This is a genomic window from Candidatus Tisiphia endosymbiont of Thecophora atra, from assembly GCF_964026395.1.
In the GTDB taxonomy this organism is placed as follows: Bacteria; Pseudomonadota; Alphaproteobacteria; order Rickettsiales; family Rickettsiaceae; genus Tisiphia.
Window position 1 is genome coordinate 430,188 of record NZ_OZ032145.1, and the last position, 23,571, is coordinate 453,758.

The following is a 23,571-nucleotide window of genomic DNA, read 5'->3' on the forward strand; positions in this document are numbered from 1 at the left end:
TTCACCATTCTTCTAACAAACTGTTCTAATAGTTTGTTTATGTTTTTACATAATACGTAGCATTTTGTTTGCTGCTCTTAATTAAATGATTAGCAGTAACTAATTCATCTTCTGCTCTACCAATGGTAAGATTGGCTTTGATTCTAACATAAAATGGTATCATTTTATCAGCTAAAAACTTTAGCCATAAATCACCAATCAACTCCCGATCCCCAAGTAATGCTGACATCTTCTCTATGCCAAATACAGTAATAAACCTTTCCATTAATTGCTGACGTTCAACGTTATTAGAAGTTCCTGCTTTTGGCAACATATCCCACATAATTGGTATAGCAATGCCTTTATGGCAAATAGATAATACTAAAATATTGATGTCAAGCTTACCAAATTTCCAATTTGTCCGATCAAGCACTAATAACCATTGTTCAGCATCAATTCCAGCCAACCTAACCAGTAACTTGGCTAAGGATGTGTATGATAATTCACATTTGGCAAAAAATCTCTGTAATTTCTTATAGCGTGATTCTTGCTTGTTTCCTTTTATCGTTAAGGCAAGTTGTGTAAGATTTACATCTCTCACTTGCAGTAATCCTAATATTATTTGTTCTATTAATTTTATACTTGCAAAACTATTAAAAAAGTAGTCTCCTATTAATTGTGATAACGCTGTAATCATTCTCTTGCCTCTTAAGTCTTTAACAACCTAACTAATAGAGCTTTGTCTACACGTTATCTACTATTTTTTATTCTCTCCTTAATCTCTTTGTCCTGTACTGAGCTTTTTTCTACTATTTATACTAATTTAAATTAGGGAATTGGTATTATCCATCTTTGATACCTGAAGACTTAGATTTACTTATAAAAGTAGCAGAGCAAGTAATAATTGAAATTAAAGTGCAGCGATTAAATGTTTCATGTGTTGATGTCACCTCAATGATCAATGAAGTGTTTAATTATTCTTCTGAATCTAAATTACTCAACGTTGAGATTTAGGATAGCATGTCGAATCCATCTTTAGTATTTCAACACTTTTAGGATGATCTAAACCAAATTTGTTTATATGCTGATCATGAAATTTAATATACCAAGATTTTTCTGCTAAATGGCAAGTAGCTTTTGCTGCTGCTAGGTACATTCTACTTACTTCGTCAACATTTTTCACATTATCTTTGTAATTATTCCAATATAACATTTCTGCTGTTAAATAAGACTGAACTGCTTTCTCATTTTGACCAAGAGCTGCTAATGCATCTCCTTCTGCAACAAAAGCCTTAGCTAAATCTATATCTGGTGAGATGGTAAGGTTTTTATTAGGTCTGCTTGGATTCTGAATAAATATGGTTATTGCTTTTTGGGCATATTCTAGAGCTTCTTGAGTATTACCCAATCCAAGTATAGCTCTCGACATTTGGGTATAAATGCGAGCAAATACTTCATGATCTTCTTTCTTTACTGACTTATGCATATCATATAATTGCTGTGATTGTTCATAGGCTTCATTATATTTACCTAAGGAGTTTAGTATTTCAGATCTTGACATATAAGGTTCTACAAGATATATATCATTAGCTTGTACTCCACCCTCAATATGTTTTTTTATAGTATTATTAACTTGCTCTAGTGCTTCTTTATATTTTCCTTGCATAAAAAATAAACTTGTTTTGGCATAATACAAATTTACTACATCTGGACTATTTACCAACTCCTTATTAAACATATTTTCTACTATTTGAATATTTTCCTCTGCTTTTTGAGTTCTCCCTAGTGAAATATAGGCTTTAGCTAAGAAATATACTACATTACATACAAATTCTCGAACCAAAAACTCTGCTAGTTTAGGATCATTTTTTTCTAAAATATTATTAGCAAAAGTAATAGCATCATCTTTATTAAATGCCGTCATTTTGACTATATTAGGTAATAGCTCACTATCTTGGGAAGCAAAAATAACATGACCATTATGTTCCCAATTAACAAATTCTTGCACCTTATGATTTTCTTTAATTTTTAAATTATCAAATACTAATAACCATTTATCTTTACTAGATAAGTAAGATAACGCTTCTTTTTTTGCTGATCCGACATCTTCCGATATTAAATTAATCCTAGCCTTTTCATTGATTGACTTTGCTAGTTTTAAAAATTCTTCATTAATATCTAAGTTACAATTGCTTCGTCGACCTACGGTCTCCTCGCAATGACGCCGTGGAATTATACCTTACTCCTGTACAAGGCACAATACTTTAAACAATAGTCCCATTTTATTAGGAGCGATTAGCCTATCAACTTGTTTTGCTATTATATTTGCTTCTATAATAGGTAATTTATTTTGCAATAGTTTACTTCGTAATAATATACCATTACCAATTAGAAAATCACGTTGTGTTATTGATCCATAAACATTTATTCCTATATTTTGGGCTACTGTTTTTAAAGCATAAAAGTCAACATGTGCTGACAAATCAGCTTCTCCTAAAGTTTCAAGCAGAGGGTAATATTTATGATTTTTTATCGCTTGTAAAGTAGGGTCGTATTGGTTACGCATCCTTTTTATTGGATCTATATCATAACCGTAATCAATAACTAAGCTAGCCCCACCAAATTTCATTATATGCTTGCTAATAAATTTTATGATTTCTAATGATTTAGGTGATTCTTCTATTACTGCTCCGTCATATGCGTTTGGGTGTTCTTGCAGTAAGTAGTGTTGCAATTCTTTACTAACTTCTATCTTATCGAACTTAATTTTACCATCAGTTGGGTCAATAATAAGTATTGACTCGTACCAAAGTTCTTTGCTTTTAATATATTGTTTAATTGGCATAGCGTCAAAAAATTCGTTAGCTATTATAATAGAAGGAATTTTAGATATATATTGTACTGCTGTATGATGTTTAATAGGTAAACCAGCTAATTTGAGGTTTGTTTTCTGTTTCTTGATAAAATGAAGATTAATTTCAATCAATTCTATTGAAATAGATTGGTAGAATTTTGGAACTAATTTAGCAACATTGAGAAAATCCCGCATTAATACTCCTTGTCCAGGACCTAACTCAACTAAATTAGTCTTCTGAGGACATCCCATTTTATGCCATTGATCAATAGCCCATAACGCTATCATTTCACCAAAAAGCTGAGAAATTTCTGGAGCTGTGGTAAAATCTCCTAGGCAACCTAACTTATCTTGTTTTTTGTAGTAAGAAGAAGGATTTACCGACATTACTTGGAGCATCATTTCGTCAAGCTTAATACTACCATTCTGTTCAATAAGTTTTCTTACTTTAGAGTCGATTGGCATCTAATTCGTATTATTAAATAAATTCCTAGTATTAGCATAGGTAATGATAAAATTTGTCCCATAGTTAAGTTATTAAAAATAAAGCCTATGTGAAAATCTGGCTCACGAAACATTTCTATAATAATTCGAAATACAGAATATAATATTAAAAATATAGCAAAATTCAAACCACGGATATTTATAGTTTTGTATTTAAAAGTGGCATAAGCTAGAATTGACAGTAATATAATTCCTTCAAAAAATGCCTCATAAAGTTGGCTGGGGTGTCTTATTTGTAGATCACTATTTGGGAAAATCATTCCCCAAGGCATTTTAGTTATTCTACCATATAATTCACCATTAATAAAATTGGCTATTCTACCTAAAAATAAACTGATAGGACCAATTGTAGCTAATAGATCACATAGAAATAAGAAGTTAATTTTATACTTATGGCAGAAAAAATAACTAGATATGATTAAACCAATCATACCACCATGAAATGACATACCTCCTTCATAAGTCTTTAAAATGGTAATAGGATCAGAAAAATATTTAATCGGATTATATAGTAATACATAGCCTAATCTTCCCCCTATTACTATACCGAGAATAGCCCAAGTAACAAAATTTTCTAAGTGTGACGCGGTAACACCAACTTCAAATTTTTTTATAATTTTATAAGCATAGAACCACCCAACTATTATACCCAAAACATAAGCCATGGAGTACCAATAAACGGTAAATGATCCAATAGAAAAAATAACAGGATTGATATTTGGGAAGAGCATACGGTAATTATATACACCAACTTGATAGATTGCAAGTGTTGGAAAAAATATTAAATAAATCATCGAATTAATTAGACTAATAGTTGACTAATTAATATCATACAATGAACAAATATCAAAAAGGTTGATTTATGACACAGTATTTATTGCATCTTTATCACAAATACGATAAAGAAACTTTAATGTTAATAATTATGATAGTTTCAATCATTCCATTGGTTATTGTTATTAAGACAGTAATATTTTCAATGATAAAAAACTATATTAATAAACGCCATCATGATTATGAAAAAACATTTAAAAAATACTCTATATACACCTACTTATTACATACATTGCTAAGTTTATACCTTATATTTTGGGGCAATATCTTACAGGCATTTCCTATTCCACATTGGATAATTAGTATTAAGAATATTGTAATAACACTCTATACAGGTAGCTTCGTTACATTGCTAATCCTATCTCTTATAGAGGCTTTTGCCGATATTTATCGAAACAAAATGGCAACTTCTGTACAAGCCTATTTAAGTTTATACACACAAATATCAAAAATACTTATTGTTTCTGTTGCTACCATTATAATTATTTCCAGTATTTTGAATATTTCCCTTGGTGCATTTTTTACTAGTTTAGGAGCAGCGGCAGCGTTGTTAACCTTCCTATTTAAAGATACTGTTACAGGTTTGTTAGCAAGCTTACAACTTATTTCTCAGGATATAATACGAATTGGTGATTTTGTTACTGTTAACCAGTATAATGTTGAAGGTACTGTAGAAAAAATTACTATTACAGTAGTTAAGATTAAAAATGCCGATCAAACTATTTCAACAATACCTACATCTAGTCTTTTAACAACTAATGTAGTGAATTCTCGTGGTATAACGGAATCAGTGGCAAAAAAAATTCAGAGAGCAATATGTATTGATACAAATAGTATCGTATTTGTTCCAACTATATTTATACAGGAGTTACAAAAATCACCATATCTTGCACCGGAAGCAATAAATAAAGTGAATTTGGAACATATAGGTAGCGATATAACAAATATAAAAATATTTAGATTATATATAAAAGAATATCTTAAAAATCACCCTGCGATATATAAAGAAAATTTTACATTTTTGGTACGTCAGTTAGCTCCAACCCCTAATGGTTTACCAATAGAATTATATGTCTTTACTAATGAAACAAGAGGGGATATATATGAAGATATTCAAAGCGGTATTTTTGATCATTTGTTTGCAGTGATTCCTGAATTCAAATTAAAAGTATTTCAAAATAATAATGTATAAGCTTAAACTAATATAACAATGACTTTAGAAGAGATCAAATTTAACTTAGCTTCTGCATATCAAATTCTTGCGATTTTGACCCTAGATGACCATACTTATACACATCTATCTGCAAGACCTGAAGGGGCGGATTTTTACTATATTTATCCTTTTGGTTTAAGGTTTGAAGAAGTAACTAGCGATAATTTACTGCGAGTTGGTTTTGATGGAACAGTTCTAGAGGGTAGCGAAGATAGTTACAATGAAACCGGCTACGTCACTCACGGTAATATATACAAAAAAAGATCAGACATTTTATCTATCTTTCATCTACATACTCCAGCAACTGTTGCTGTATCATCCATGCGAGTTGGATTGATGCCCATAAGTCAATGGGCGTTGCATTTTTATGGAAAACTATCTTATCATGACTATAACTCTCTTCTACTTAAATCTAATCAAAGTAATACAATGCTTGATGATCTTGGACAAAATTATGTTATGTTTCTACGTAATCATGGAATATTAGCTTGTGGTAAAACAATCCATGAAGCTATGTTCTATACTTATCATCTAGAGCAAGCATGTAAGACCCAATGTTTAGCATGTTCAACAAATCAGGAGTTAATCTTGCCATCTCAAGAAATTTGTAAAAAATCTGTGCAAGATCTATTGTCATTTGAAGAAGATTTAGGCAAACGTGACTGGATTGCTTGGCTTAACTTACTTAAGAGAGTTAATTTTGCAAAGTATAAAGAATATACTCAAATAGATTTGAAGAATTGGATTTGAAAATGAATGGTGAGCATGCTAGGCGTACAACTAGTCACACTACTGGACAAAAGAGAAGGTTTTTACTTACATGTTACCAGATTTTTGGCAAAAAGTGTCTCTAGTTAATCCTATTGTTTACCTCGTAAGTGGATTAAGATAGACTTTTTATGTACTAGTTACGACTTAATCTGACAATAAGTAATAATCAGGCAGCTTGATAAGTAATAGCCAAGTTGTCTGATATTCTCTCTATATTACTAATATTTTTATCTTTAGCAATATAAAGTGAATCTCTAAAAGTTTGCATTGGTGTTTTACCAAAACAATGTTTACCTGAATGAGACCTTTCGTTATTATAATTTGTAAGCCAAGTATCTATATCAGCTTGTAACTCATCTAATGTATTATAGAGCTTTTTACGGAATAGAATGTGATAGCACTCTTCCTGCATAGTTTTGTGAAAACGCTCACATATACCATTAGTTTGAGGACTATATGCTTTAGTTCTAGAATGATCTATATTCTCAATACCAAGATATAGTTGATAAGCATGATTCTCAGGTTTACCACAATATTCCGTGCCTCTATCTGTAAGTATTCGAAGCAAAGGGATATTATACTTTTCAAAAAATGGAATAACCCTATCATTCAAATGGTCTGCTGTAGTAATAGCTGTTTTCTCGGTATAAAGCTTACAAATAGCTACCCTAGAATAAGTGTCTACAAAGGTTTGTTGGTAGATACGTCCTATGCCTTTAATGTTTCCAACATAATAGGTATCTTGAGAGCCAAGGTAACCAGGATGCATGGTTTCAATCTCACCAGTTGCTTCACGTTTATTCTTGATTTTCTCAAGTGCAGCAAGTTGTGCATCACTCAAAATAATACCATCATTTGCAACTTTAGCATCCAATGCTTTTAGACGTTTTTTGAAATTCTCTAGATCATGACGTAGCCAAACAGACCTTACTCCACCTCCAGAGATAATGATACCTCTCCTACGTAATTCATTAGCAGTACGTTCCTGACCATAAGCAGGAAATTCAACAGCTATATTAACTACTGCATCCTCGATATTAGATGGAACACGATTCTTCAAACATGGCTTCTTTCTAGTCATCTCAAACAAAGATTCTGCTCCACCTTGCTCATGCAGTTCCTTATAGCGGTAAAATGTATCTCTGCTATAGCCCATTACTTTACAAGCTTGCGATACGTTTCCTAGTTGTTCTGCTAATTGTAATAAACCAATTCTTGGTTTTATGATTTTTTCTTGATATGTTGTCATCTGACAGTCTCCTTAATAAGAGGTTGTTAAAATTTGCTGGGTACGATTTTATTCGATATTTTCGTACCCAACAACTCCAAACTGTCAGATCAAGTCTTTACTTTTACAATTTAAATGCTACCTTCTAAACAAAATGTTTGAGATTGGCAAACCAATTTCTGTTGCCGTTTGCTAACCTTCTATTTTGGGGTTAGGGGTAATTTATCTCAAATCCTATTTATGCAACAAAGCCACTTTTTCTTACTATCTTTATCCCTTTCTAGATACCTTATTTCCTAGCTTGCAGTATCTTTTAGTTCTTTTATTCCTGTTCTAAACATTTGCACCCCCTTCTACTCACAGTTGCGGTTTTTTAAACTGCCCTGTTCTAGGTTTGGAAACTTATGATCTTGACATAATAGGAGTTTAGGGATATAGTATACTCTTTCTAAAAATTTTCAATTTTAAGATGTTTTATAAAAATAAGCACACTATGCTATCTAGGATTCAAGTATACTCGAATGGTCTTACGAATTGAAAATGAATTAGGAACGTACTCAGTGTACTTTGGTACGTGAATCCAATAATATCTCAAAAAACAATTCTTTAAAACAGAAGAGTATATATAGCACCCGTAGCTCAATTGGATAGAGTATATGACTACGGATCATAGGGTTAGGGGTTCGACTCCTCTCGGGTGCGCCATTCTCCGATTTTAGTACATTTTATGAATGCGTCAAACGGTGGACGTAGCATAAAGTCTAGCTTTCCGTCTTTTAATTCTAGGTTCGCAAATACTAAATTTATCAATTTGCGTTTTCCTTCCGTAGTCGAACCTTTAAAGGTTTCCAACGCTCCGGAAGCCAGTTCTACTAGGTTAACCAAGCATTCTGAAAATTTATCATCAGCATTATTATGGCTTTCTATTTCTCTCACGATATCTTCACGTTTTTGTATTAATTGCTGACGTTTTCCTTCATGATCTTCCTTGCTAATATCACCATCTAAAAATAAATCAGTTAACCTATCCATACGAGTTTTGATCTTAGTATGCTCAGTATGTAGCTCTCCTATACGCATTTTATGAAAACCTTGCTCTATTTTTGCTGAGCTTTTAATATAAGCAGTTACTTCAGCTAGCAAATTAGGATCTAGATGGAGTGTTGCTAATACTTTTTCTACTTCTTGTAGTACTATTTCTTCTTTCACGTATATCCTCCTATCAGGTTCATTTGAGTCCCAAGTTCTTAAATATATCCATTCTTCAGTTTGACCATTAACATAGGTCTTCTTTTTGGTTTCAGCAGTAACAACTCGACCAGTGGCAGTACATTTTATTAACCCCCTAAATATATACTCTTTCTCTCCATATTTAAACGGTTTCTTATTCCAGTTAAGACGTATCCTTTGGCAAGCATCAAATAGTTCTTTACTAATTAGAGGAGGATATATATGTTGGTATTCTTTTTTAGTTTTTAGTAATCTCATTACCCCGTAATAAAATGGATTTGTAATAATAGAATAAATATGAGAGTGGCATAAATAATCTTGATTACCTCTAGAATTGCGTAATCCCCATTCTTTGGTTTTCTTTAGTATCTCAGCAAGAGTATGACTACCTGTAGCATATGTTTCAAATATTTTCTTTATTAAAGGACCACGGTCAGGATCAACTATTATACCCCCCTTACCTCGATCTCTACTATTGCCACTTGTTACATGCAAGTAACCAATGGGAGCAGTACTTACCCACTCTCCTTGGCGTAGTTTTTGGGCAATAGCACGGTTAACATTATCTCTAAGACTATCAACAAAAGCTTGAGCCATCATTACAAACATATTCCATACCATCCTATCTTGCGAAGTAGAATGCTTATGGATGATACAATTTTCCGTGTAAAAATGTAGTTCGATTTTTGCTCTTTCAATTAGATCATTTAGTAGAGGTGTTTCTTTATAGCTACGTTGTAATCGATCAACTTTATCTGCAACTACTGCTATAATTTCTTTTTGTTTTTTAGCAAAACCTATAGCCTCCATAAACTTCTTACGATTACCTACTGTTGATGATTCAGAGAATTCAAATATCCTTAGAATTTCTAAACCTTTACGCATACAATATTCTTGTAATCGGTATTTTTGTGCTTCAATAGAGTAGCCTTCTTCTTGTTCTTTTGATGAGACACGAGCTAGAAGAATAGCTTTAGTAGCTTTTTGTGCTGTTTCTGTCATATTTTCCCTTAACAATAATAGATTTTGTTTAATTAAAAGCGTTATGCATTTAAAGATAAATTAAGCACCACATAAGTTCAGTTGAGTTTGCATTAAATTATCCTAGTATTAGAGCCAAGAGTAAAAAATATTTCTTTTTCAATATTAACTCCTTCAGCTTTGCTGTACTAGTCTGACATAATATTCTTAAAATAGAATGAACTAAGGTCTAGAAAATCCAGCTCATTTTTTTATATAGTGCAATATTCTTACAGATGATATTTTTGTGCTAATAGAGAAGCCTCTTTTTTGTTCTTTTGATAAGACACAAGCTAAAAGAATAGCCTTAGTTGCCTTAATGGACATATTATTCATCTATATTTAAATTTGATTTTTTACTACCAAATGTATGGTATCTCTTACAATAAGTAGCAGCAACGTATAAAAAATAATCATCTTTTATATCTATCTTTTGCAAAAGTACTTTTTCATAAAACCTTGTGTAAGTAGTAACGGTGATTAGGTTAGCAGATGACAAAGTACCAAGTACAGACCAAAATAACGTATTAATTGGTGTATATAGCAAGTCCTCGTCAATTAGAATGATGACAGATTTATTACTACAAGTCATTACTCGGCGAATTAATTTGCCAAGAGTACAATAATCATAAGGTCCTTTAGATTCGATAATTTCTACTACTGTTAATCCTTCTTGTTGGCTAGTAGTAATGACATCGTTTCTGAGCTTAAGATCATTACTGTTGTTATAAGGTGGGGTAAGAAAAATTATTGCATTTGCAGTTAAGGTTGTTGTATGTCTCATAATGGCATTCCCTCGTTGATTAAACTTAAAGTTATTAAGTTTTAACCACCAAAGAACCTTGAGAGATTACTTTGGCGATCGGGGAGTTAGAAAAACTGCCGTTAGACAGCTACGTTAACCTTTAGGCTTAAGGTTTTCACCTTAAGCCTTGGACATAGCTAACATCTCCCCGACCATGAAAATCGAGGATTCATCATTTAATGGCTGATGCTTACCACTAACGGACTACAGGTTTCTACACCCCAAAGTAACTTTACAGTTACTTCATTTTTAATTCTAAACTATACTCCCCTAAAGTCAATAACAGTTTTTTTATGGTTAATTGTTATTTTCGTTGTTTTCCTTTTCTTTCTTTTTCATCTTGTAATTAATAATTTCTTGACAGAAGTCAATTAAGTTTCTCGCAGCTTCATGAGCTTCTGAGTCAGTGATTTTGTTATGGTACATTACTTTTATCCTAAAGACTATGCTAGCATAGATTTCTTCCTTGGTACGTTCATTACATTCTTTTATAGGCATAATATTTTCAGCTCTTCTTATTTTTATAATTTTATCTTAGCATCCAACATAATTTTACATTACACAACTACGAGTTCATGGCATGTAACAGAAAATAATTTGTTTTCTAAAACCAGTTGCCTTTAACTTCAGCTTTATAAGCGATATAGTTTTGTAAAAGATTTAGTAATTAGTTCATTACAGGAACTAATTACTAAATCTTTTGGAGTATCTAGCAAACGATGATTTTTTAAATGAAGATATCTACAATTTACAGGTTAATTATTTTAAGGCTATATGAGATTAGAAAAGTGGTTAGAGCTGCAACAAATGCAAGTTCATATATTTGCTAAGAAAATAGGTAAGAATAGAAGTCAAGTACATAAATATATCCATGAAAATGTTATGCCAATGCATGATGTTATTGTTAAAATTTATATTGCAACTTTGGGGGCAGTTTCAGCTAATGATTTCCATAGGCTTTCTGATAAATTATTTGAGAAAGAAAAACTACATGCTAATTCTTTTCGTGATGATTAGTATATCAATCGTAATTAACATATCAAAATCCAATCAATAACTCTTATGTATCAGATAATAATTTCCATATTTCTGATGTTTTAAGCATATTAAACGACTATGAAGAGTTGGTGATATAAGACAACAGTAAAATAATTCATATATCTGTTTACAGGATATTTGGTTGTCCAATCTTTCATGGTCATTTTAAGTTTTAATCATTACCTAATATTCTCTTAATAATTTAGCATTATCTTTTTACATAAGTAATTTTTATAAAATTATTAATTACAAAATGCTACTAAACAACCATTAATGGTATTAAAATTACTCGCAAATATTATGGATAATTCTGTGGAAAATGCGTGGATAAGTTTTTAAAAACTACAAAAACTGTAAAATCTAGTAGAAAATTTTCAGAAAATCTAAAGAAAATTAGAACTTTTTTCCAATTTTTTAAAGATTTTTTTTGGTTTCATAGAATGAACTGTCTTTTTAGCCTCGATATTTTACTAATTTATATTAATTAACAAGGACATTAATTATGACAGAATTTTACCATAAACCCTTTTACCCATCGGCTATTACTAAGGATGCAGAGTTACTAAAACATGATGAATATGGTGTTTATATTCGTCTATTGGAACATATGTGGATAAGTGGTGGAAAACTACCACATGATGATACAAAAATTGCTCATTATTTACGCATTACACCAAAAAAATGGCAAAATTACAAAAAAATTTTACAAAATTTTTTCATTTTTTCTGACAAAACATTTACTCATACTGAACTCAAAAAAGAATACCAAAAAACTGTTTTAATATCACAAAAAAATTCTCTGAAAGCCAGGAAGAGATGGGGTAAACAGAATTGCAATATCGATGATAAAATAATTGAAAATATTGCATCAATAGGAAGCAAAAATTGTAAATTAAATGATGCTACAGCATATGCAACTGCAATGCCACAGCATATGCAATTGCAATGCTACGCACGCACGTCTAAAAAGAAAGATATTGATTTAAGATTAGATGATATAGATAGGCCTGTGGATAACTCAAAACAATTAACCGTTTATCACGAATTATATAATAAACTGCAATTACTCTTTAGTGAGCATAGTATGCTTTTCCCTAAGGATCAATTTTTGCTAGTTGAATGGATAAAAGCTGGTATTAGTATCGATTCTATCTATCAAAAAATTGCCCTAATACTCCAGCGTGTTAGCAAGCAAAATCTAGAACGTCCAAAATCTTTTGCGTACTTCACTGCTGAAATACAACGATGTTTTTAAACCTTGTATCATAACATGAACTAATTCCAGCTATTTTTTGCTTTCCCTTTAGCTTTATAAGACAAATTATCGTTGCATGCCATGAACATCCTATTGCACAAGGTAAAAATCTTTCATAGTATCGCAATAGTAATTGCTATCGATGGTTTATTAAGGTGAGAAGATAGAGGAAGAGGTGAAGTAAAGAACCAAGATAGCAATTACGCCTAGCTATTAAAAAAACTAGAAATTAGGAAAATATGACCTTACCAACTTTAAGTGAAAAATCATCTAATGGTAGTAAAGATGCACAATAATAATCTTAACCAAACGTTATATTGGTCATTATCAAGACCGTTAATTAGAGTAAAAATTATGAACAAAACTACCTTAGACAAATCTCAATCACAGCTTGTTTCAATGGAGCAAACTAATGAAATTTACAAAGAAGCTGAGAGTAAGAATGAACAAAATGGTAAAAAAATGATTAAATGCCCAATGAATGAGTGTGTAATGAGTCAGTGTTTAATCAATGAAGTCGTTTTTACCGGTTTAGCAAAAAATGTATTACAAGCAAAACTGATTGAGCAATTAACTGGTACGTTTAACTTACAGATTCAAGAATTTGGCTATCGTCAATTTTTAAGCAATGGCACAACTATGGGTTTTTGTACCCGAAATTTTTGCACCAAAAATTTTGACAATAGCCACAATATCCAAAACAAAAATCTCAGCTACCAATCTCTAATACAATTCTACAGTCAGCAAGCATGTAACAGTTTTGTCATTTACCAAAGAACCAAAGATAAAATTGAAGGATTTTACTTTTTGCCATCAACTAATAGTCCGGAAATTATTAGCTATTACCTTAGCCACTTTGAATCTTTTGAACAGTTTATTAGTCTTGTAAGTCTTTGTGTTAGCCTAGTTCTAGGTAGTATAAGATGCAGTAATTCATACTGCCAAAACTTACACAACAATAACTTATACGTAAAAATTTTTAGCCCCAATAACTTGGCAGAATTATTTCCTGAAAAGGTTTTAAACAATTAACTAAAATAGCCCTATTATGAAAACAACTAAAATTAACGTAAAATATTTAGGCAAGTCTTTCATTCTTACTCAAAGAGCTATGGAATGTCTTACACTTGCAGCTCTTGGCTTTCCTAAAAAACACATAGCAGCTAGACTAGGTATATCGTACAGAACTGCAGAAAAACATATAACAAATGCTAAAAATAAAATTGGCATCTATCACCACCGACAATTATTAGATTTTTTATTTTCTTACCAACTGTTATAAGTAGCCTACTACCTCTTACTGATAATACAAATCAATATAAAAATTCTACACTAGTAAATATTACTTCTATGTCCTATTTTATTTATAATGACCAAATTATTTTCTAAATCAATTTCATAAAATATTCTGTAGTCACCGTATCTATATCGATAAAGACCTTTGTATTTACCAATTAACGGCTTTCCTAATTTTTGTGGCATCGATGTTAAATAATTTTCCACTTTATTGTATATTTTTAAAGCGATATCAGGAGAAATATTTGATAAATCTGCATCTGCTTTATCATCCCATTTAGTTTTATAAACCATGCTTTGTACGATATCTTTCTTCTAATCTTTGTTTCATTTCTTCAGAAGTATAAAATTTTCTGTTTGGACTTTTTATTCGTACTAAAGCATCTTCTGCATCCTCTATATCTTCTAGTTGTTCTTTAATGTAGCTTTCAATTGCTTTATGAACAATATAGCTTTTTGATCTTTCCATTGATTTAGCTATCAAAGATAAAGAGTTATTTAAATCATCTGGAATACGTGTAGTAATTGTGGTCATAATAATGTCATGTATTGTGAATACATTGTATTCTAATATATTCATATGTAGTTGTCAAGACTACTAAACAACAAAATAAATGGGTAAAAATGTCAACTATTCGTTTTTAGTTAATCTTCTATGCTTTACTAAAGAGTAATTGAAGGATAAATTTAAATGACCCAGCAGCAAATTACTAGAAATGAAAGCATCAACACGGCTACTAAAATAACTGCTATTCGTACTACAGTTAATCCCATTATTAGTCCATTTTTTCAATGGGTAGGAGGGAAAAGAAAATTTATTGATAAATTGCTTGAACGCATTCCATTAGATTTAAATAATTATTATGAACCTTTTCTTGGCGGTGGAGCACTGTTTTTCCAAGTAAAAGATAAATTCAACAAGTGTTTTTTATCTGACATTAATCTTGAACTTATAACAAGCTACAATGCTGTCAAAAAGAATCCAGCAAAAATTATTGAATTATGTGAATCATATAAGCTAAAACATACTAAAGAACATTATTATCAGGTCAGAGATAATAATGTTAATAGCAATGATCCTCTAGAAATTACTGCAAGATTCTTGTATTTAAACCGATATTCTTTTAGAGGAGTATATCGAGTAAATAAATATAACCAAGTACAAATGTCTTATTCTACTAGACAGTATGGTCAATCTAATAATTTTGCTATCATACTTAACCAATGCAGTAATCTTTTGCAAAATACTCTAATTTACGCAAGTGATTTCTCTTTTATTGAACCTAAGACCAATGATTTTGTTTATTTTGATCCACCTTATCATAAATCAGGTGAAACTTTTTATACTAGGTTACCATTTGGTGAAAATGACCAAGTAAGACTTAGTAATTTTGCCAAAGAATTAAGTAATAAAGGTGTGAAACTTATGCTCTCTAACAGTGATACAAGCTTTATTAGAGATGTATATAAAGGTTTTAATATTAGCACTATTACCGTTAAATATTCTATGTCAAATTATAGAAAAACATCTAATGAATTATTAATAACAAATTATTGAGCCAAGAATCATTATATAAATATTTCTAATTTTAGTTAGAGTAGACGTAAAGGACAGCTTTCCCGTCTACTCTGCTAAATCCTACTTTGTTATCTTAATATCACAGATTACAAAAATAAAGATAAGTAATTTTACTAAGATTTACCAGCTAAAGCATCGATAATTACTTTATTATTAATAATTATGGCATCTAAATATTTTATGACTTGCTGTAAATACCATATAATGGTTGTAGAGCTATCACCGGAATATTCGTATATTTTTTTCATTAACTTATCATTAGAACAAGCTATTTTTAAAACCCTTTCTAAAATTAGTCGTGCTTCCACTAATTGTGGTTGAAGTTCGTACAAATTAGTAATTTCTTTAACTTCTTATTGATTTTCATTATTATTGGACATATGATTTTATACTCCTAAGAGTACAGTGAGATCGTAGAATAAATATGATTATTTCTTGAAAATATTAAGCACAGCTGCAAAGATGAGACATCAGTAAATAATTGCTATAATTAAATCAAATTTCACTTATTACAGTTATTATTGTAGTTATGGTAAATAAGCTAGATAAGTAATTGGTCATTGTGGCTAATTGCAACATTATTGACATTTTTGGGGGTATTTATTATTGATGTAACTGTTTAAAATTTTTAAATTTTAAACAGTTGTTAAATGTTATTCAGTTAGTCTTCAGAAAAATAAAAATACACGATTAACTTAAAAGGAGGAGGAATGGTGGAAACCCTATATCTCAGTTATAGTTATCCACCAGTTTTTTATTATTTTCCTCTAGCACTTTAATTAGTAGCTCTAACACTTCATAACTAATATCATTGTTTTCAAGATCTATATAATCCATTATTATTTCGCTATTAATTTTATTAGTATTTAAACTTTTTACCAATTCCATTACCCCCTTATCACTAATATTATTATAACTAAGCTTTACTTGCCTTATAGTCCTATTAATTTCTAAGGCCTTGAAAAGTTGTACAAACCCCTCATCATTAATATTATTGACATTGAGATTTATTCGCTTGATGGTTTTATTATTTGTTAGGAATTGTGCCAGTATGATTGCTCCTTGATCTCCAATATTGTTGTATTCAAGGTCTATATCAGTTAAAGTAATATTATTCTCTAATGCTTTAACAAGATGCTTTATCCCCTGATAACCTATATTAGTTTCGGTAAGATTTATATAGGTGGTAATTTTATTATTTTCAAGAAACTTGGCAACTAACTCAGCTCCTTCTGCTCCAAGTCTAATTTGTTCAAGATTTAGCTCCGTTCTATTGTTGCTTTGGAAGATCTTGCAAAACAGTCGTATAGAGACTTCACTGAGATTATTTATTTCTTCATTTGTTAAGTAGTTTTGTTGTTGATCTTTAATATCGCTCACCATATAATTAACCCCTATTTTTGTCTATAAAAAATGGACACTGAGGTTAGATTTAAAAATCATCCTATTTCTTGTCTAACCTCGGTATTTGACACCACGCTGCGTAGTATCTACACCACATTTAATCCCACTAATTGACAGAGTCTAGAGAAAGTTTTTGCCTAGGGTATTTTTTTGCAAGATTTAATAGATCAGCGGTAGAATAGAGACACTAGGGAAAATATTATCTTAAAAAAATACGACAACATCAAACACCAATGCTTGGCAGTTGAAGGGTATTGTTTTCTAACTGAAGAGTGACGACGTCACCAAATTCTTATCAATTGACTATAACAGATCAAATAATAGAATTATTTGAAAAATTCTATTATTTGGAATAATATCTTCAAGAAGATAATAAATTTCTTAGTATCCCACAAAAAGTAAAGTTAAGAAATTATCTAAGTGGTAATATTAATCTAAGCTATTTAAAAATCACAAATCAAATATATCTTCTCTTTATTAGGATTTTCTGCTTCTAATTTTTGTAGAAAATTGATTATATAATTCCCGTTTACTTTAGGATTATCTGTGCTAACTAATTGCAAATCAGATAAATTAATTGCTCTTATTAAATGCTTCCTTTTCCAGCCACTAAATATTGGTAATTTCTTCCTTTTTAAGTAAGGTAGCTTGCTCAATAATATCAAAGTCAACCCCTGCTTGCAGTAATTTTTGTGCTATATTTAATCTATCGTCCTTTTGTTCCTGTAAAAATATTTCTGTAATCTTTTCAAAGTTCTCAATCCTTATATCAGGCAAATCCATTACTTTAGGTCGAATCTCCTTAATATTAGCAGGAATAGTAATATTATAATTTATACCTTTATCTTGGTCTTGGTTATTATCAACCTTACAATTTCCATAGTGAGCATCTATAATATTAGAACACTCAAAAAAAGTTAGTTCATTAGTTTCCCTAAAAGTTGGAGTGAAAATTAATTTAAGTTGTTGTTCAGTAAGGTGATCTCCTTGATTTTTTATTGTTAGTCTTACTGCTTCAATTGATTTTTTACTTTTAGTAGTTTCCGAGATATTTACCTTAAAATCTAGAACATCATCCTCTAGAAAAATATTCACTAGATTACTATCAACATTATTGTTGATAGCATGAATTAACAGGCTTTTTATTACTGCCTTCAGTTTCTTTGGATCGCATGTTATATTATGATATTTTATTGCATATTGGCTAACAAACCGTAATGGTTGATCAGATAATTTTTCACATTCTACTACTACTTCATTTACTAAATCCATAATGTTAATTTTAGTAGGCTTAATATGCACTTGACGTCTTACTCTGTGAGTAATAGTCGAAAGATATAAAGCCCAAGCCTCTATTCGTTTTGCTACCTCATATAATTCTTCAGTAATCCAAGAAATTTGGTCTTTATTATCTGTTTTTTGTAGTTTTGTACATAATGCTTTAAATTGGAGTTGCAAGCTATGAAGTTGTTGTTGTTCTTGAGCTTCTATTCTATTAAAAAACTCTTCTTCATGTTGTGCTATTTTTATCAAATCATGCGTTAGTTTTCTTGATTTTGTTTCCCATACACTCTTCATGGTCTCAGACAATTCTTCATATTTTTGTTTTGGTTTCAGAAATGCTATTAGTACACTACTAAATAGTAATAAAAGGTAAATTATTTGGAATTGTATATCACCAAAATTACTAGTTAAATAATATTTACCCATACAACATTTAAAAAATTGCAATGATGTGAATGTGCCAAAAATTGTAATAAATAAAGCTATCTGCCACCTAAGCAATATTCCCGTAACTAACAAGTTAATAATAAATATCATTAATTGTAGTTGATGAAATTCGCTAATCATAACCAACATACTTCCAACACAAATCAACAGATATAAAATACCTAAATTCCAAGCTAATGCGATAAATATCTCGTTTTTAAATCTAGGAGGCCATATCGAATAAGTTACAAATCCAGTAGCTATTATTAATACTGAATGAAGTGATAAATATTAGCATATTTTGTACTATAATATTCTGAAATAGTAAATAACGAGGAATAAGTGGATACTATTACAAAGAAACCAAATAGAAAATAAGTACTTTCATCTTTTGGTAAATTACCTTTACAAAAATTTATCAAATTAAATTGTTTGATTGAACTAACGATTTGCTTGAATTTTCTTTTACGTTCAAGTCTAAGAGCGATGATGGGGCTTGTGTCTTTTACCCCAATCCAACCACCAACTTGTTTAAAAAAGTAATGGCTAAACATCAAAGTTAACAAATTAGCTGCCATAGCTGGTACTATAGGCTCCATTTTTACATTTAGGACTTTAAAACTAACTGCTGTAATAAATCCAGCAAACATTCCCATTAATACTGCTTTACTACTACTACGAAAGCCTAGAATTGCTAAGAGGAAAGGTACTGAAACTACAGGCATATAGAAATCTAATGCTATTAACAGTAAAGCAAGTATACTCTTTGCTTTAAAAGCTAGGAAAATAGCAGAAATACCAACAAAAACAGCAAGAATACGTAATATAATGAGATCACTAAGATTATTACGTATCTTTCTTATAACCTTAAAATCTAATAATTTTAAAATATCATTAGTGAATAATATAGCTGAAGAATTAATGTATGAGTCTGCCGTAGACATGATTATCGCTATAATACCTATAGCAGTAAGTCCTCTTAATCCTGAATAGCTGTAATTCTCTATAATATGGGCTAACAAGTTATTAGGGTTAAGATTAGGATTGTCTGCCAGTAATAATATTCCAACCCACATTATTATTACTAATATCACAAGACATATTAAACCTGCTGTTATAAAAGACTGTCTAACTTGTGTGATATTCTTAGCCATTGCCAATCTTTGAAAAAAAACTGGTTGAAAACCAGGGATTAGAAAAAATAATAACAGCAAAAAGGAGCTTATAGACTTAGAGTTAAAATTAAATAGCTGCCTATAATCAAATAAAGGATTCTCATTAATTGTTACAAAAACTTTATGAGGATCATGCAGAGTTCCCCAAATCATTAAAGTAATTACAGGAATGATAGTGCCAAAAGTAAAGAATTGTATTATATCTGTAAAAGTAACAGCCTTTATACCACCAAAAGCCGAATATAATATTACTATAACAGCACTTGCCAAAACAGCATAAAAACTAGAAAGATTAAAGAAAAGTTGCAGCATGGTAGCTGAAACCTTAAATTGCAATGCAACTATTCCGGTGCAAAGGAAAATACCTACTATAGCTGTAACCAATTGAACTTTTTTGCCATATAGAGTACCCATAGCTTCAGCTATGGAAAGATTACCTAAAAACTCTGCCATACGTGGAGCTAATAAGTAACCAACAATTATGAGAGCCAAAGGTTCACCAATTGCTGGAATGATAAAATATAAACCTTGTTTATACGATTCACTACTCATCTTCGAGATAAATATGAGCAGAAATTATGCTATAGAACGTGAGTATTATGCGACGAGTGGAGTGTAGAATTAAATTCTCGTTACTGACTACATTTTTTCACCTGTGGAATTTTATAATAAAGAAATACTGATAAAAGTGTACTTTAATGACAAGAGTTTTTATTTGAAACAAAACAATGGTAATACACATAAGAAGCATTATGTTGACTAATTTTTAGTATGTCAAGTAGAAAAGTGATGTTTACATGACTACAAACTTCATTCCAAAACCGCTGCGAACCTGATTCTTTAGACGTTTAAAGCACTTTTTCGTCTCGAAGATGAGTCACTAACTGCCTCAGAAAAGAAACCGCCTCCTATACAAGTGGCAATAATTGTAGCAGTTATAGTGCTGGTGGAGAAATTGCGATTTCCTATAGCATATTCGTTAATATTTTTTATACCACGACTATAAAATAAACCTACTGCTAAGTTAAAAACTAAAAAAATAGCAAAAATGGTTATATCCCAATCCCAACTTAAATGCATATAATCTTCCCCTGAATGTCAAAAAACTGTAAATTTTTGACCACCAAAGACAAGATTTTTAGAAGAAGTGACTCTAGATTGGTGATCGGGGGCTCAAAAAACTGCTAACAGACAGCCATGATAGTCGTATAGCTTAAATGTAAACACTTAAGCCGAACATACGACTACCATCCCCCCGACCATAAAAGACCGAGAAGCACTATTGTACGGTTAATGCATACCGCCGTTAGATAGAGGCTTTTGAGACCCCGGAATTACTTTGCAGTAATTCCGCCTTAAATTTTAAATATATACTTGTATAAAGTCAATATAATGTTTTTATGATTTAACTAGGCAATTTAAAAGTCATGACGAGAAGCCGAAAAGATGTCATCCCGCAAAGGCGGGGATGACATCAAAAGTGAAAAATGACTTTTAAATTCCCCTGTACAATTTTTACTTAATTATGGTTGATAAACATATTTAATTGAACTAATATTAATCCTAGTAAAAAGTAAATTAAACTTTATGTATCCAGTAAACATTACTTCTGCAAAAGCTCACTTATCATCTCTACTGAAAGAAGTAGAATACAAAAATGAAGAAGTTATTATTGAAAGAGCTGGGAAACCAATTGCTAAAATCGTTAAATACAATCCTGTGAAATCTATTAATAGGCTTGGGATATTTAAAGGTAAAATTAAAGTAGCTAAAGATTTTGACAAATGGTCTGAAGAAATAGCAACAAAGTTAGGGATAAAGGATTAGTTGTGAGATTATTACTTGACACTCATACCTTAATATGGGCATTGTCTGAACTAGAAAAATTACCCATTTTACAATGTATACCTAATTACTTCACATCGATTATGCATAGAAATAACTTATTTTTAAATAAGATATTATTTGCTAAAATAAACTAGTTTTAAATTATCAAGTTCATTTGGAAAATGATTATATGAAAAAATGGCAAATTCAAGAAGTGAAAACAAAACTAAGTGAGATAATACAAAAAGCAGTTAATGATGGTCCTCAAGAAATTAGTGTTAAAGGTAAAACTATGGCTGTTATAATATCAATCAACCAATATGTTGACTTAATCTCTCCAAAATCCTCTTTTGTTCAATTTCTACAAAATTCTCCGCTAAGAGGATTGAAAATTGATCTTGAAAGGGACAAAAGTCCTTGTCGAGAAATTGAGTTGTAATTTAAATGAGTTATTTAATTGATACAAATGTAATTTCTGAACTTATCAAAGTAAAACAAAATACACGGGTAGTAGAGTGGTTTAATGCTGTACAAAATCGAGACTTATATTTAAGTGTTTTAACCATAGGAAAAATACGCAAGGGTATTGGTAAGATTACAGATATAAAAAGAAGAGAAAAGGTCTGTATATGGTTGGATCAAGAGTTAACATCGTGGTTTGCTGGTCGTATTTTACCTATTGATCAGCAAGTAGCTAATAAATGGGGAGTAATACAAGCTCAGTCAGGTAGAACGTTACCAGCTGTTGATAGTTTAATTGCTGCCACAGCTTTACATTTTGATCTTATTTTAGTAACACGGAATGTTAAAGACTTCAGTTATTTAGGTCTTGAAATAATTAACCCATTTTAACCTGCGGTAGTGGGTTTAATTCTACCAACCATTTCATCTAGTGATACTTGAAAGTAGTCGGCTAATGCTACTGCAACTGTACTAGTAAGTGTCTTCTTAGGATTATTTTCTTTTAAGAATTTGGGAATAACATTTTGACTAAAACCAATAGTTATACCTAATTGATATGGATTAATATTTTTCTCTTTAAGTTTTTTATTAAGAAAATGTCTTAAATTAATACTTATATCTTCTGAATTAATTATTTGAAAGTTATAATCTTTTTGATTTATAGAAACATATTCATTTCTACCAATTACTTCGTTCATAGAACATTTAAAATAATTAGCAATTTTCAATATAGTTTCCAATTCCGGATTAGCTCCTATAGAATTGATGATATTACATACGGTTCTATATAAAATATTACTCTCTTGTGCAAAAGTTTTACGTTTTAAATTATTATCTTTTAATTTATGTGTTAAAAATATTTGTATTTGATGAACAAGAGCCATACTTTAAATAATTTAATATCTCTAATAAAATGAATTACGGTAATTCATTTTTTTCTTGACACCCAAAAATAATTGTAATAAACTCCCAAAAATAGAATGAGATCATAAAAAAAAGACCAATGATTATTGATTAATTTTTTAAAGCAAAGAATATACTTTGCTAGATCTCAAACTAAAAAAGCCAGTATAACAACTCAAACGTTTAGCTTATTAATAAGACTAAAACTTGAATGTTACACTGGGAATCTAAACTAGGTAAGTACTCAAAAGTTTTGCAGCATCAGAGTACTTACCAGTGAAATCAATCCAATAGCTATTGCTATTAAATTACAACCATTATTGAGGTGTACTATGATCATACACAAATTTTCTCCACTAGTCAAACTCTATTATTTTTGCAGCTTTATAACGTAAGTATTAGCAATACCAACGTTATTGCGAAACCACGTGAATGTAGTGGCAATCCACTATTCATTAGATTAGCTTCGTCACTACTAAAGTAA

Annotated in this window: 28 protein-coding genes and 1 tRNA gene; 11 read left to right on the forward strand and 18 right to left on the reverse strand. The window is 30.6% G+C overall.

From position 1 onward, the window contains the following. Positions 1 to 37: 37 nt before the first annotated feature. The 4 genes from AAGD45_RS02100 to lgt all read right to left on the reverse strand — a co-directional run bounded on the left by AAGD45_RS02100 (position 38) and on the right by lgt (position 4,068). A complete protein-coding gene (locus tag AAGD45_RS02100; RefSeq protein WP_341761785.1) occupies positions 38 to 676 on the reverse strand; it encodes a hypothetical protein in 639 nt (212 codons plus the stop codon). Between the two features lie 300 nt (positions 677 to 976). Beyond that, a complete protein-coding gene (locus AAGD45_RS02105; protein WP_341761786.1) occupies positions 977 to 1,987 on the reverse strand; it encodes a tetratricopeptide repeat protein in 1,011 nt (336 codons plus the stop codon). Positions 1,988 to 2,218: 231 nt separating this feature from the next. Beyond that, positions 2,219 to 3,298: a class I SAM-dependent methyltransferase gene (locus tag AAGD45_RS02110; RefSeq protein ID WP_341761787.1), complete on the reverse strand. Its 1,080-nt coding sequence runs from the start codon at positions 3,296 to 3,298 to the stop codon at positions 2,219 to 2,221. Then, on the reverse strand, positions 3,277 to 4,068 hold the full coding sequence (gene lgt, locus AAGD45_RS02115) for a prolipoprotein diacylglyceryl transferase (protein WP_341762190.1): 792 nt from the start codon (positions 4,066 to 4,068) through the stop codon (positions 3,277 to 3,279). Before lgt ends, AAGD45_RS02110 begins: the two co-directional genes overlap by 22 nt. Positions 4,069 to 4,199: 131 nt before the next feature. On the opposite strand from lgt, the gene AAGD45_RS02120 reads away from it, so the two are divergent. Together AAGD45_RS02120 and AAGD45_RS02125 are read left to right on the forward strand one after the other, a co-directional pair. Then, complete coding sequence (locus AAGD45_RS02120; protein ID WP_341761788.1) at positions 4,200 to 5,363, forward strand: mechanosensitive ion channel family protein; 1,164 nt, start codon at positions 4,200 to 4,202, stop codon at positions 5,361 to 5,363. Positions 5,364 to 5,381: 18 nt separating this feature from the next. Then, a complete protein-coding gene (locus AAGD45_RS02125; protein ID WP_341761789.1) occupies positions 5,382 to 6,134 on the forward strand; it encodes a class II aldolase/adducin family protein in 753 nt (250 codons plus the stop codon). Positions 6,135 to 6,321: 187 nt separating this feature from the next. Here the strand turns inward: AAGD45_RS02125 and AAGD45_RS02130 are convergent, their stop codons facing one another. Beyond that, positions 6,322 to 7,404 carry an IS481 family transposase gene (locus tag AAGD45_RS02130; protein ID WP_341761164.1) on the reverse strand — a complete coding sequence of 361 codons (1,083 nt, stop codon included), beginning with the start codon at positions 7,402 to 7,404 and terminating at the stop codon, positions 6,322 to 6,324. Positions 7,405 to 8,011: 607 nt separating this feature from the next. On the opposite strand from AAGD45_RS02130, the gene AAGD45_RS02135 reads away from it, so the two are divergent. Next, positions 8,012 to 8,088 (forward strand) — tRNA-Arg (locus AAGD45_RS02135). On the opposite strand, the gene AAGD45_RS02140 is transcribed toward AAGD45_RS02135, so the two are convergent. From AAGD45_RS02140 to AAGD45_RS02155, 4 genes are all read right to left on the reverse strand, one after another. Continuing rightward, positions 8,059 to 9,615 carry a recombinase family protein gene (locus tag AAGD45_RS02140; RefSeq protein WP_341761790.1) on the reverse strand — a complete coding sequence of 519 codons (1,557 nt, stop codon included), beginning with the start codon at positions 9,613 to 9,615 and terminating at the stop codon, positions 8,059 to 8,061. The two genes, AAGD45_RS02135 and AAGD45_RS02140, sit on opposite strands and share 30 nt — an antisense overlap. Before the next feature lie 222 nt (positions 9,616 to 9,837). Then, positions 9,838 to 9,960, reverse strand: a complete 123-nt coding sequence (locus AAGD45_RS02145) for a hypothetical protein (RefSeq protein ID WP_341761791.1) — start codon at positions 9,958 to 9,960, stop codon at positions 9,838 to 9,840. A gap of 1 nt (position 9,961) precedes the next feature. Further along, positions 9,962 to 10,417: a hypothetical protein gene (locus AAGD45_RS02150; RefSeq protein ID WP_341761792.1), complete on the reverse strand. Its 456-nt coding sequence runs from the start codon at positions 10,415 to 10,417 to the stop codon at positions 9,962 to 9,964. A gap of 318 nt (positions 10,418 to 10,735) precedes the next feature. Beyond that, complete coding sequence (locus AAGD45_RS02155; RefSeq protein WP_341761793.1) at positions 10,736 to 10,936, reverse strand: hypothetical protein; 201 nt, start codon at positions 10,934 to 10,936, stop codon at positions 10,736 to 10,738. Positions 10,937 to 11,212: 276 nt separating this feature from the next. Here AAGD45_RS02155 and AAGD45_RS02160 point away from each other — a divergent pair, with 276 nt between their 5' ends. The 4 genes from AAGD45_RS02160 (at position 11,213) to AAGD45_RS02175 (ending at position 14,013) form a co-directional block, all read left to right on the forward strand. Further along, positions 11,213 to 11,455, forward strand: a complete 243-nt coding sequence (locus AAGD45_RS02160; RefSeq protein WP_341761794.1) for a hypothetical protein — start codon at positions 11,213 to 11,215, stop codon at positions 11,453 to 11,455. A gap of 523 nt (positions 11,456 to 11,978) precedes the next feature. After that, entirely contained in the window at positions 11,979 to 12,731 is a 753-nt protein-coding gene (locus tag AAGD45_RS02165; protein WP_341761795.1) for a DUF1376 domain-containing protein, read from the forward strand. A gap of 285 nt (positions 12,732 to 13,016) precedes the next feature. After that, positions 13,017 to 13,763: a hypothetical protein gene (locus AAGD45_RS02170; RefSeq protein ID WP_341761796.1), complete on the forward strand. Its 747-nt coding sequence runs from the start codon at positions 13,017 to 13,019 to the stop codon at positions 13,761 to 13,763. A gap of 16 nt (positions 13,764 to 13,779) precedes the next feature. Then, on the forward strand, positions 13,780 to 14,013 hold the full coding sequence (locus tag AAGD45_RS02175) for a helix-turn-helix transcriptional regulator (RefSeq protein WP_341761797.1): 234 nt from the start codon (positions 13,780 to 13,782) through the stop codon (positions 14,011 to 14,013). Between the two features lie 50 nt (positions 14,014 to 14,063). Here the strand turns inward: AAGD45_RS02175 and AAGD45_RS02180 are convergent, their stop codons facing one another. Continuing rightward, positions 14,064 to 14,321, reverse strand: coding sequence for a type II toxin-antitoxin system RelE/ParE family toxin (locus AAGD45_RS02180; RefSeq protein WP_341761798.1), 258 nt, complete (start codon positions 14,319 to 14,321; stop codon positions 14,064 to 14,066). Continuing rightward, on the reverse strand, positions 14,311 to 14,562 hold the full coding sequence (locus AAGD45_RS02185) for a ribbon-helix-helix domain-containing protein (protein ID WP_341761799.1): 252 nt from the start codon (positions 14,560 to 14,562) through the stop codon (positions 14,311 to 14,313). Before AAGD45_RS02185 ends, AAGD45_RS02180 begins: the two co-directional genes overlap by 11 nt. A 156-nt stretch (positions 14,563 to 14,718) precedes the next feature. Here AAGD45_RS02185 and AAGD45_RS02190 point away from each other — a divergent pair, with 156 nt between their 5' ends. Further along, positions 14,719 to 15,585 (forward strand): Dam family site-specific DNA-(adenine-N6)-methyltransferase, encoded by an 867-nt coding sequence (locus AAGD45_RS02190; protein WP_341761800.1) that lies wholly within the window; start codon positions 14,719 to 14,721, stop codon positions 15,583 to 15,585. Between the two features lie 134 nt (positions 15,586 to 15,719). Here AAGD45_RS02190 and AAGD45_RS02195 read toward each other — a convergent pair whose 3' ends face one another. From AAGD45_RS02195 to AAGD45_RS02220, 6 genes are all read right to left on the reverse strand, one after another. Then, positions 15,720 to 15,938 (reverse strand): hypothetical protein, encoded by a 219-nt coding sequence (locus tag AAGD45_RS02195; RefSeq protein WP_341761801.1) that lies wholly within the window; start codon positions 15,936 to 15,938, stop codon positions 15,720 to 15,722. Positions 15,939 to 16,335: 397 nt separating this feature from the next. Continuing rightward, positions 16,336 to 16,989, reverse strand: coding sequence for a hypothetical protein (locus AAGD45_RS02200; protein WP_341761802.1), 654 nt, complete (start codon positions 16,987 to 16,989; stop codon positions 16,336 to 16,338). 464 nt (positions 16,990 to 17,453) lie between these two features. Continuing rightward, positions 17,454 to 17,666 carry a hypothetical protein gene (locus AAGD45_RS02205; RefSeq protein WP_341761803.1) on the reverse strand — a complete coding sequence of 71 codons (213 nt, stop codon included), beginning with the start codon at positions 17,664 to 17,666 and terminating at the stop codon, positions 17,454 to 17,456. Beyond that, a complete protein-coding gene (locus AAGD45_RS02210) occupies positions 17,620 to 18,861 on the reverse strand; it encodes a hypothetical protein (RefSeq protein WP_341761804.1) in 1,242 nt (413 codons plus the stop codon). The genes AAGD45_RS02205 and AAGD45_RS02210 overlap by 47 nt, the downstream gene beginning before the upstream one ends. Before the next feature lie 125 nt (positions 18,862 to 18,986). Further along, a complete protein-coding gene (locus tag AAGD45_RS02215; protein WP_341761805.1) occupies positions 18,987 to 20,447 on the reverse strand; it encodes a sodium:solute symporter family protein in 1,461 nt (486 codons plus the stop codon). Positions 20,448 to 20,735: 288 nt separating this feature from the next. After that, positions 20,736 to 20,975, reverse strand: coding sequence for a hypothetical protein (locus AAGD45_RS02220; RefSeq protein WP_341761806.1), 240 nt, complete (start codon positions 20,973 to 20,975; stop codon positions 20,736 to 20,738). Positions 20,976 to 21,482: 507 nt separating this feature from the next. On the opposite strand from AAGD45_RS02220, the gene AAGD45_RS02225 reads away from it, so the two are divergent. The 3 genes from AAGD45_RS02225 to AAGD45_RS02235 all read left to right on the forward strand — a co-directional run bounded on the left by AAGD45_RS02225 (position 21,483) and on the right by AAGD45_RS02235 (position 22,574). Then, the gene (locus tag AAGD45_RS02225) at positions 21,483 to 21,722 is read left to right on the forward strand and encodes a type II toxin-antitoxin system prevent-host-death family antitoxin (RefSeq protein ID WP_341761807.1); all 240 of its coding nucleotides are present in this window, start codon (positions 21,483 to 21,485) and stop codon (positions 21,720 to 21,722) included. A gap of 190 nt (positions 21,723 to 21,912) precedes the next feature. Beyond that, positions 21,913 to 22,161, forward strand: a complete 249-nt coding sequence (locus AAGD45_RS02230; RefSeq protein ID WP_341761808.1) for a type II toxin-antitoxin system Phd/YefM family antitoxin — start codon at positions 21,913 to 21,915, stop codon at positions 22,159 to 22,161. A 5-nt stretch (positions 22,162 to 22,166) separates the two neighbouring features. Then, positions 22,167 to 22,574 (forward strand): type II toxin-antitoxin system VapC family toxin, encoded by a 408-nt coding sequence (locus tag AAGD45_RS02235; protein ID WP_341761809.1) that lies wholly within the window; start codon positions 22,167 to 22,169, stop codon positions 22,572 to 22,574. On the opposite strand, the gene AAGD45_RS02240 is transcribed toward AAGD45_RS02235, so the two are convergent. Continuing rightward, a complete protein-coding gene (locus AAGD45_RS02240) occupies positions 22,571 to 23,068 on the reverse strand; it encodes a helix-turn-helix transcriptional regulator (RefSeq protein ID WP_341761810.1) in 498 nt (165 codons plus the stop codon). The genes AAGD45_RS02235 and AAGD45_RS02240 overlap by 4 nt on opposite strands. Between the last annotated feature and the right edge of the window lie 503 nt (positions 23,069 to 23,571).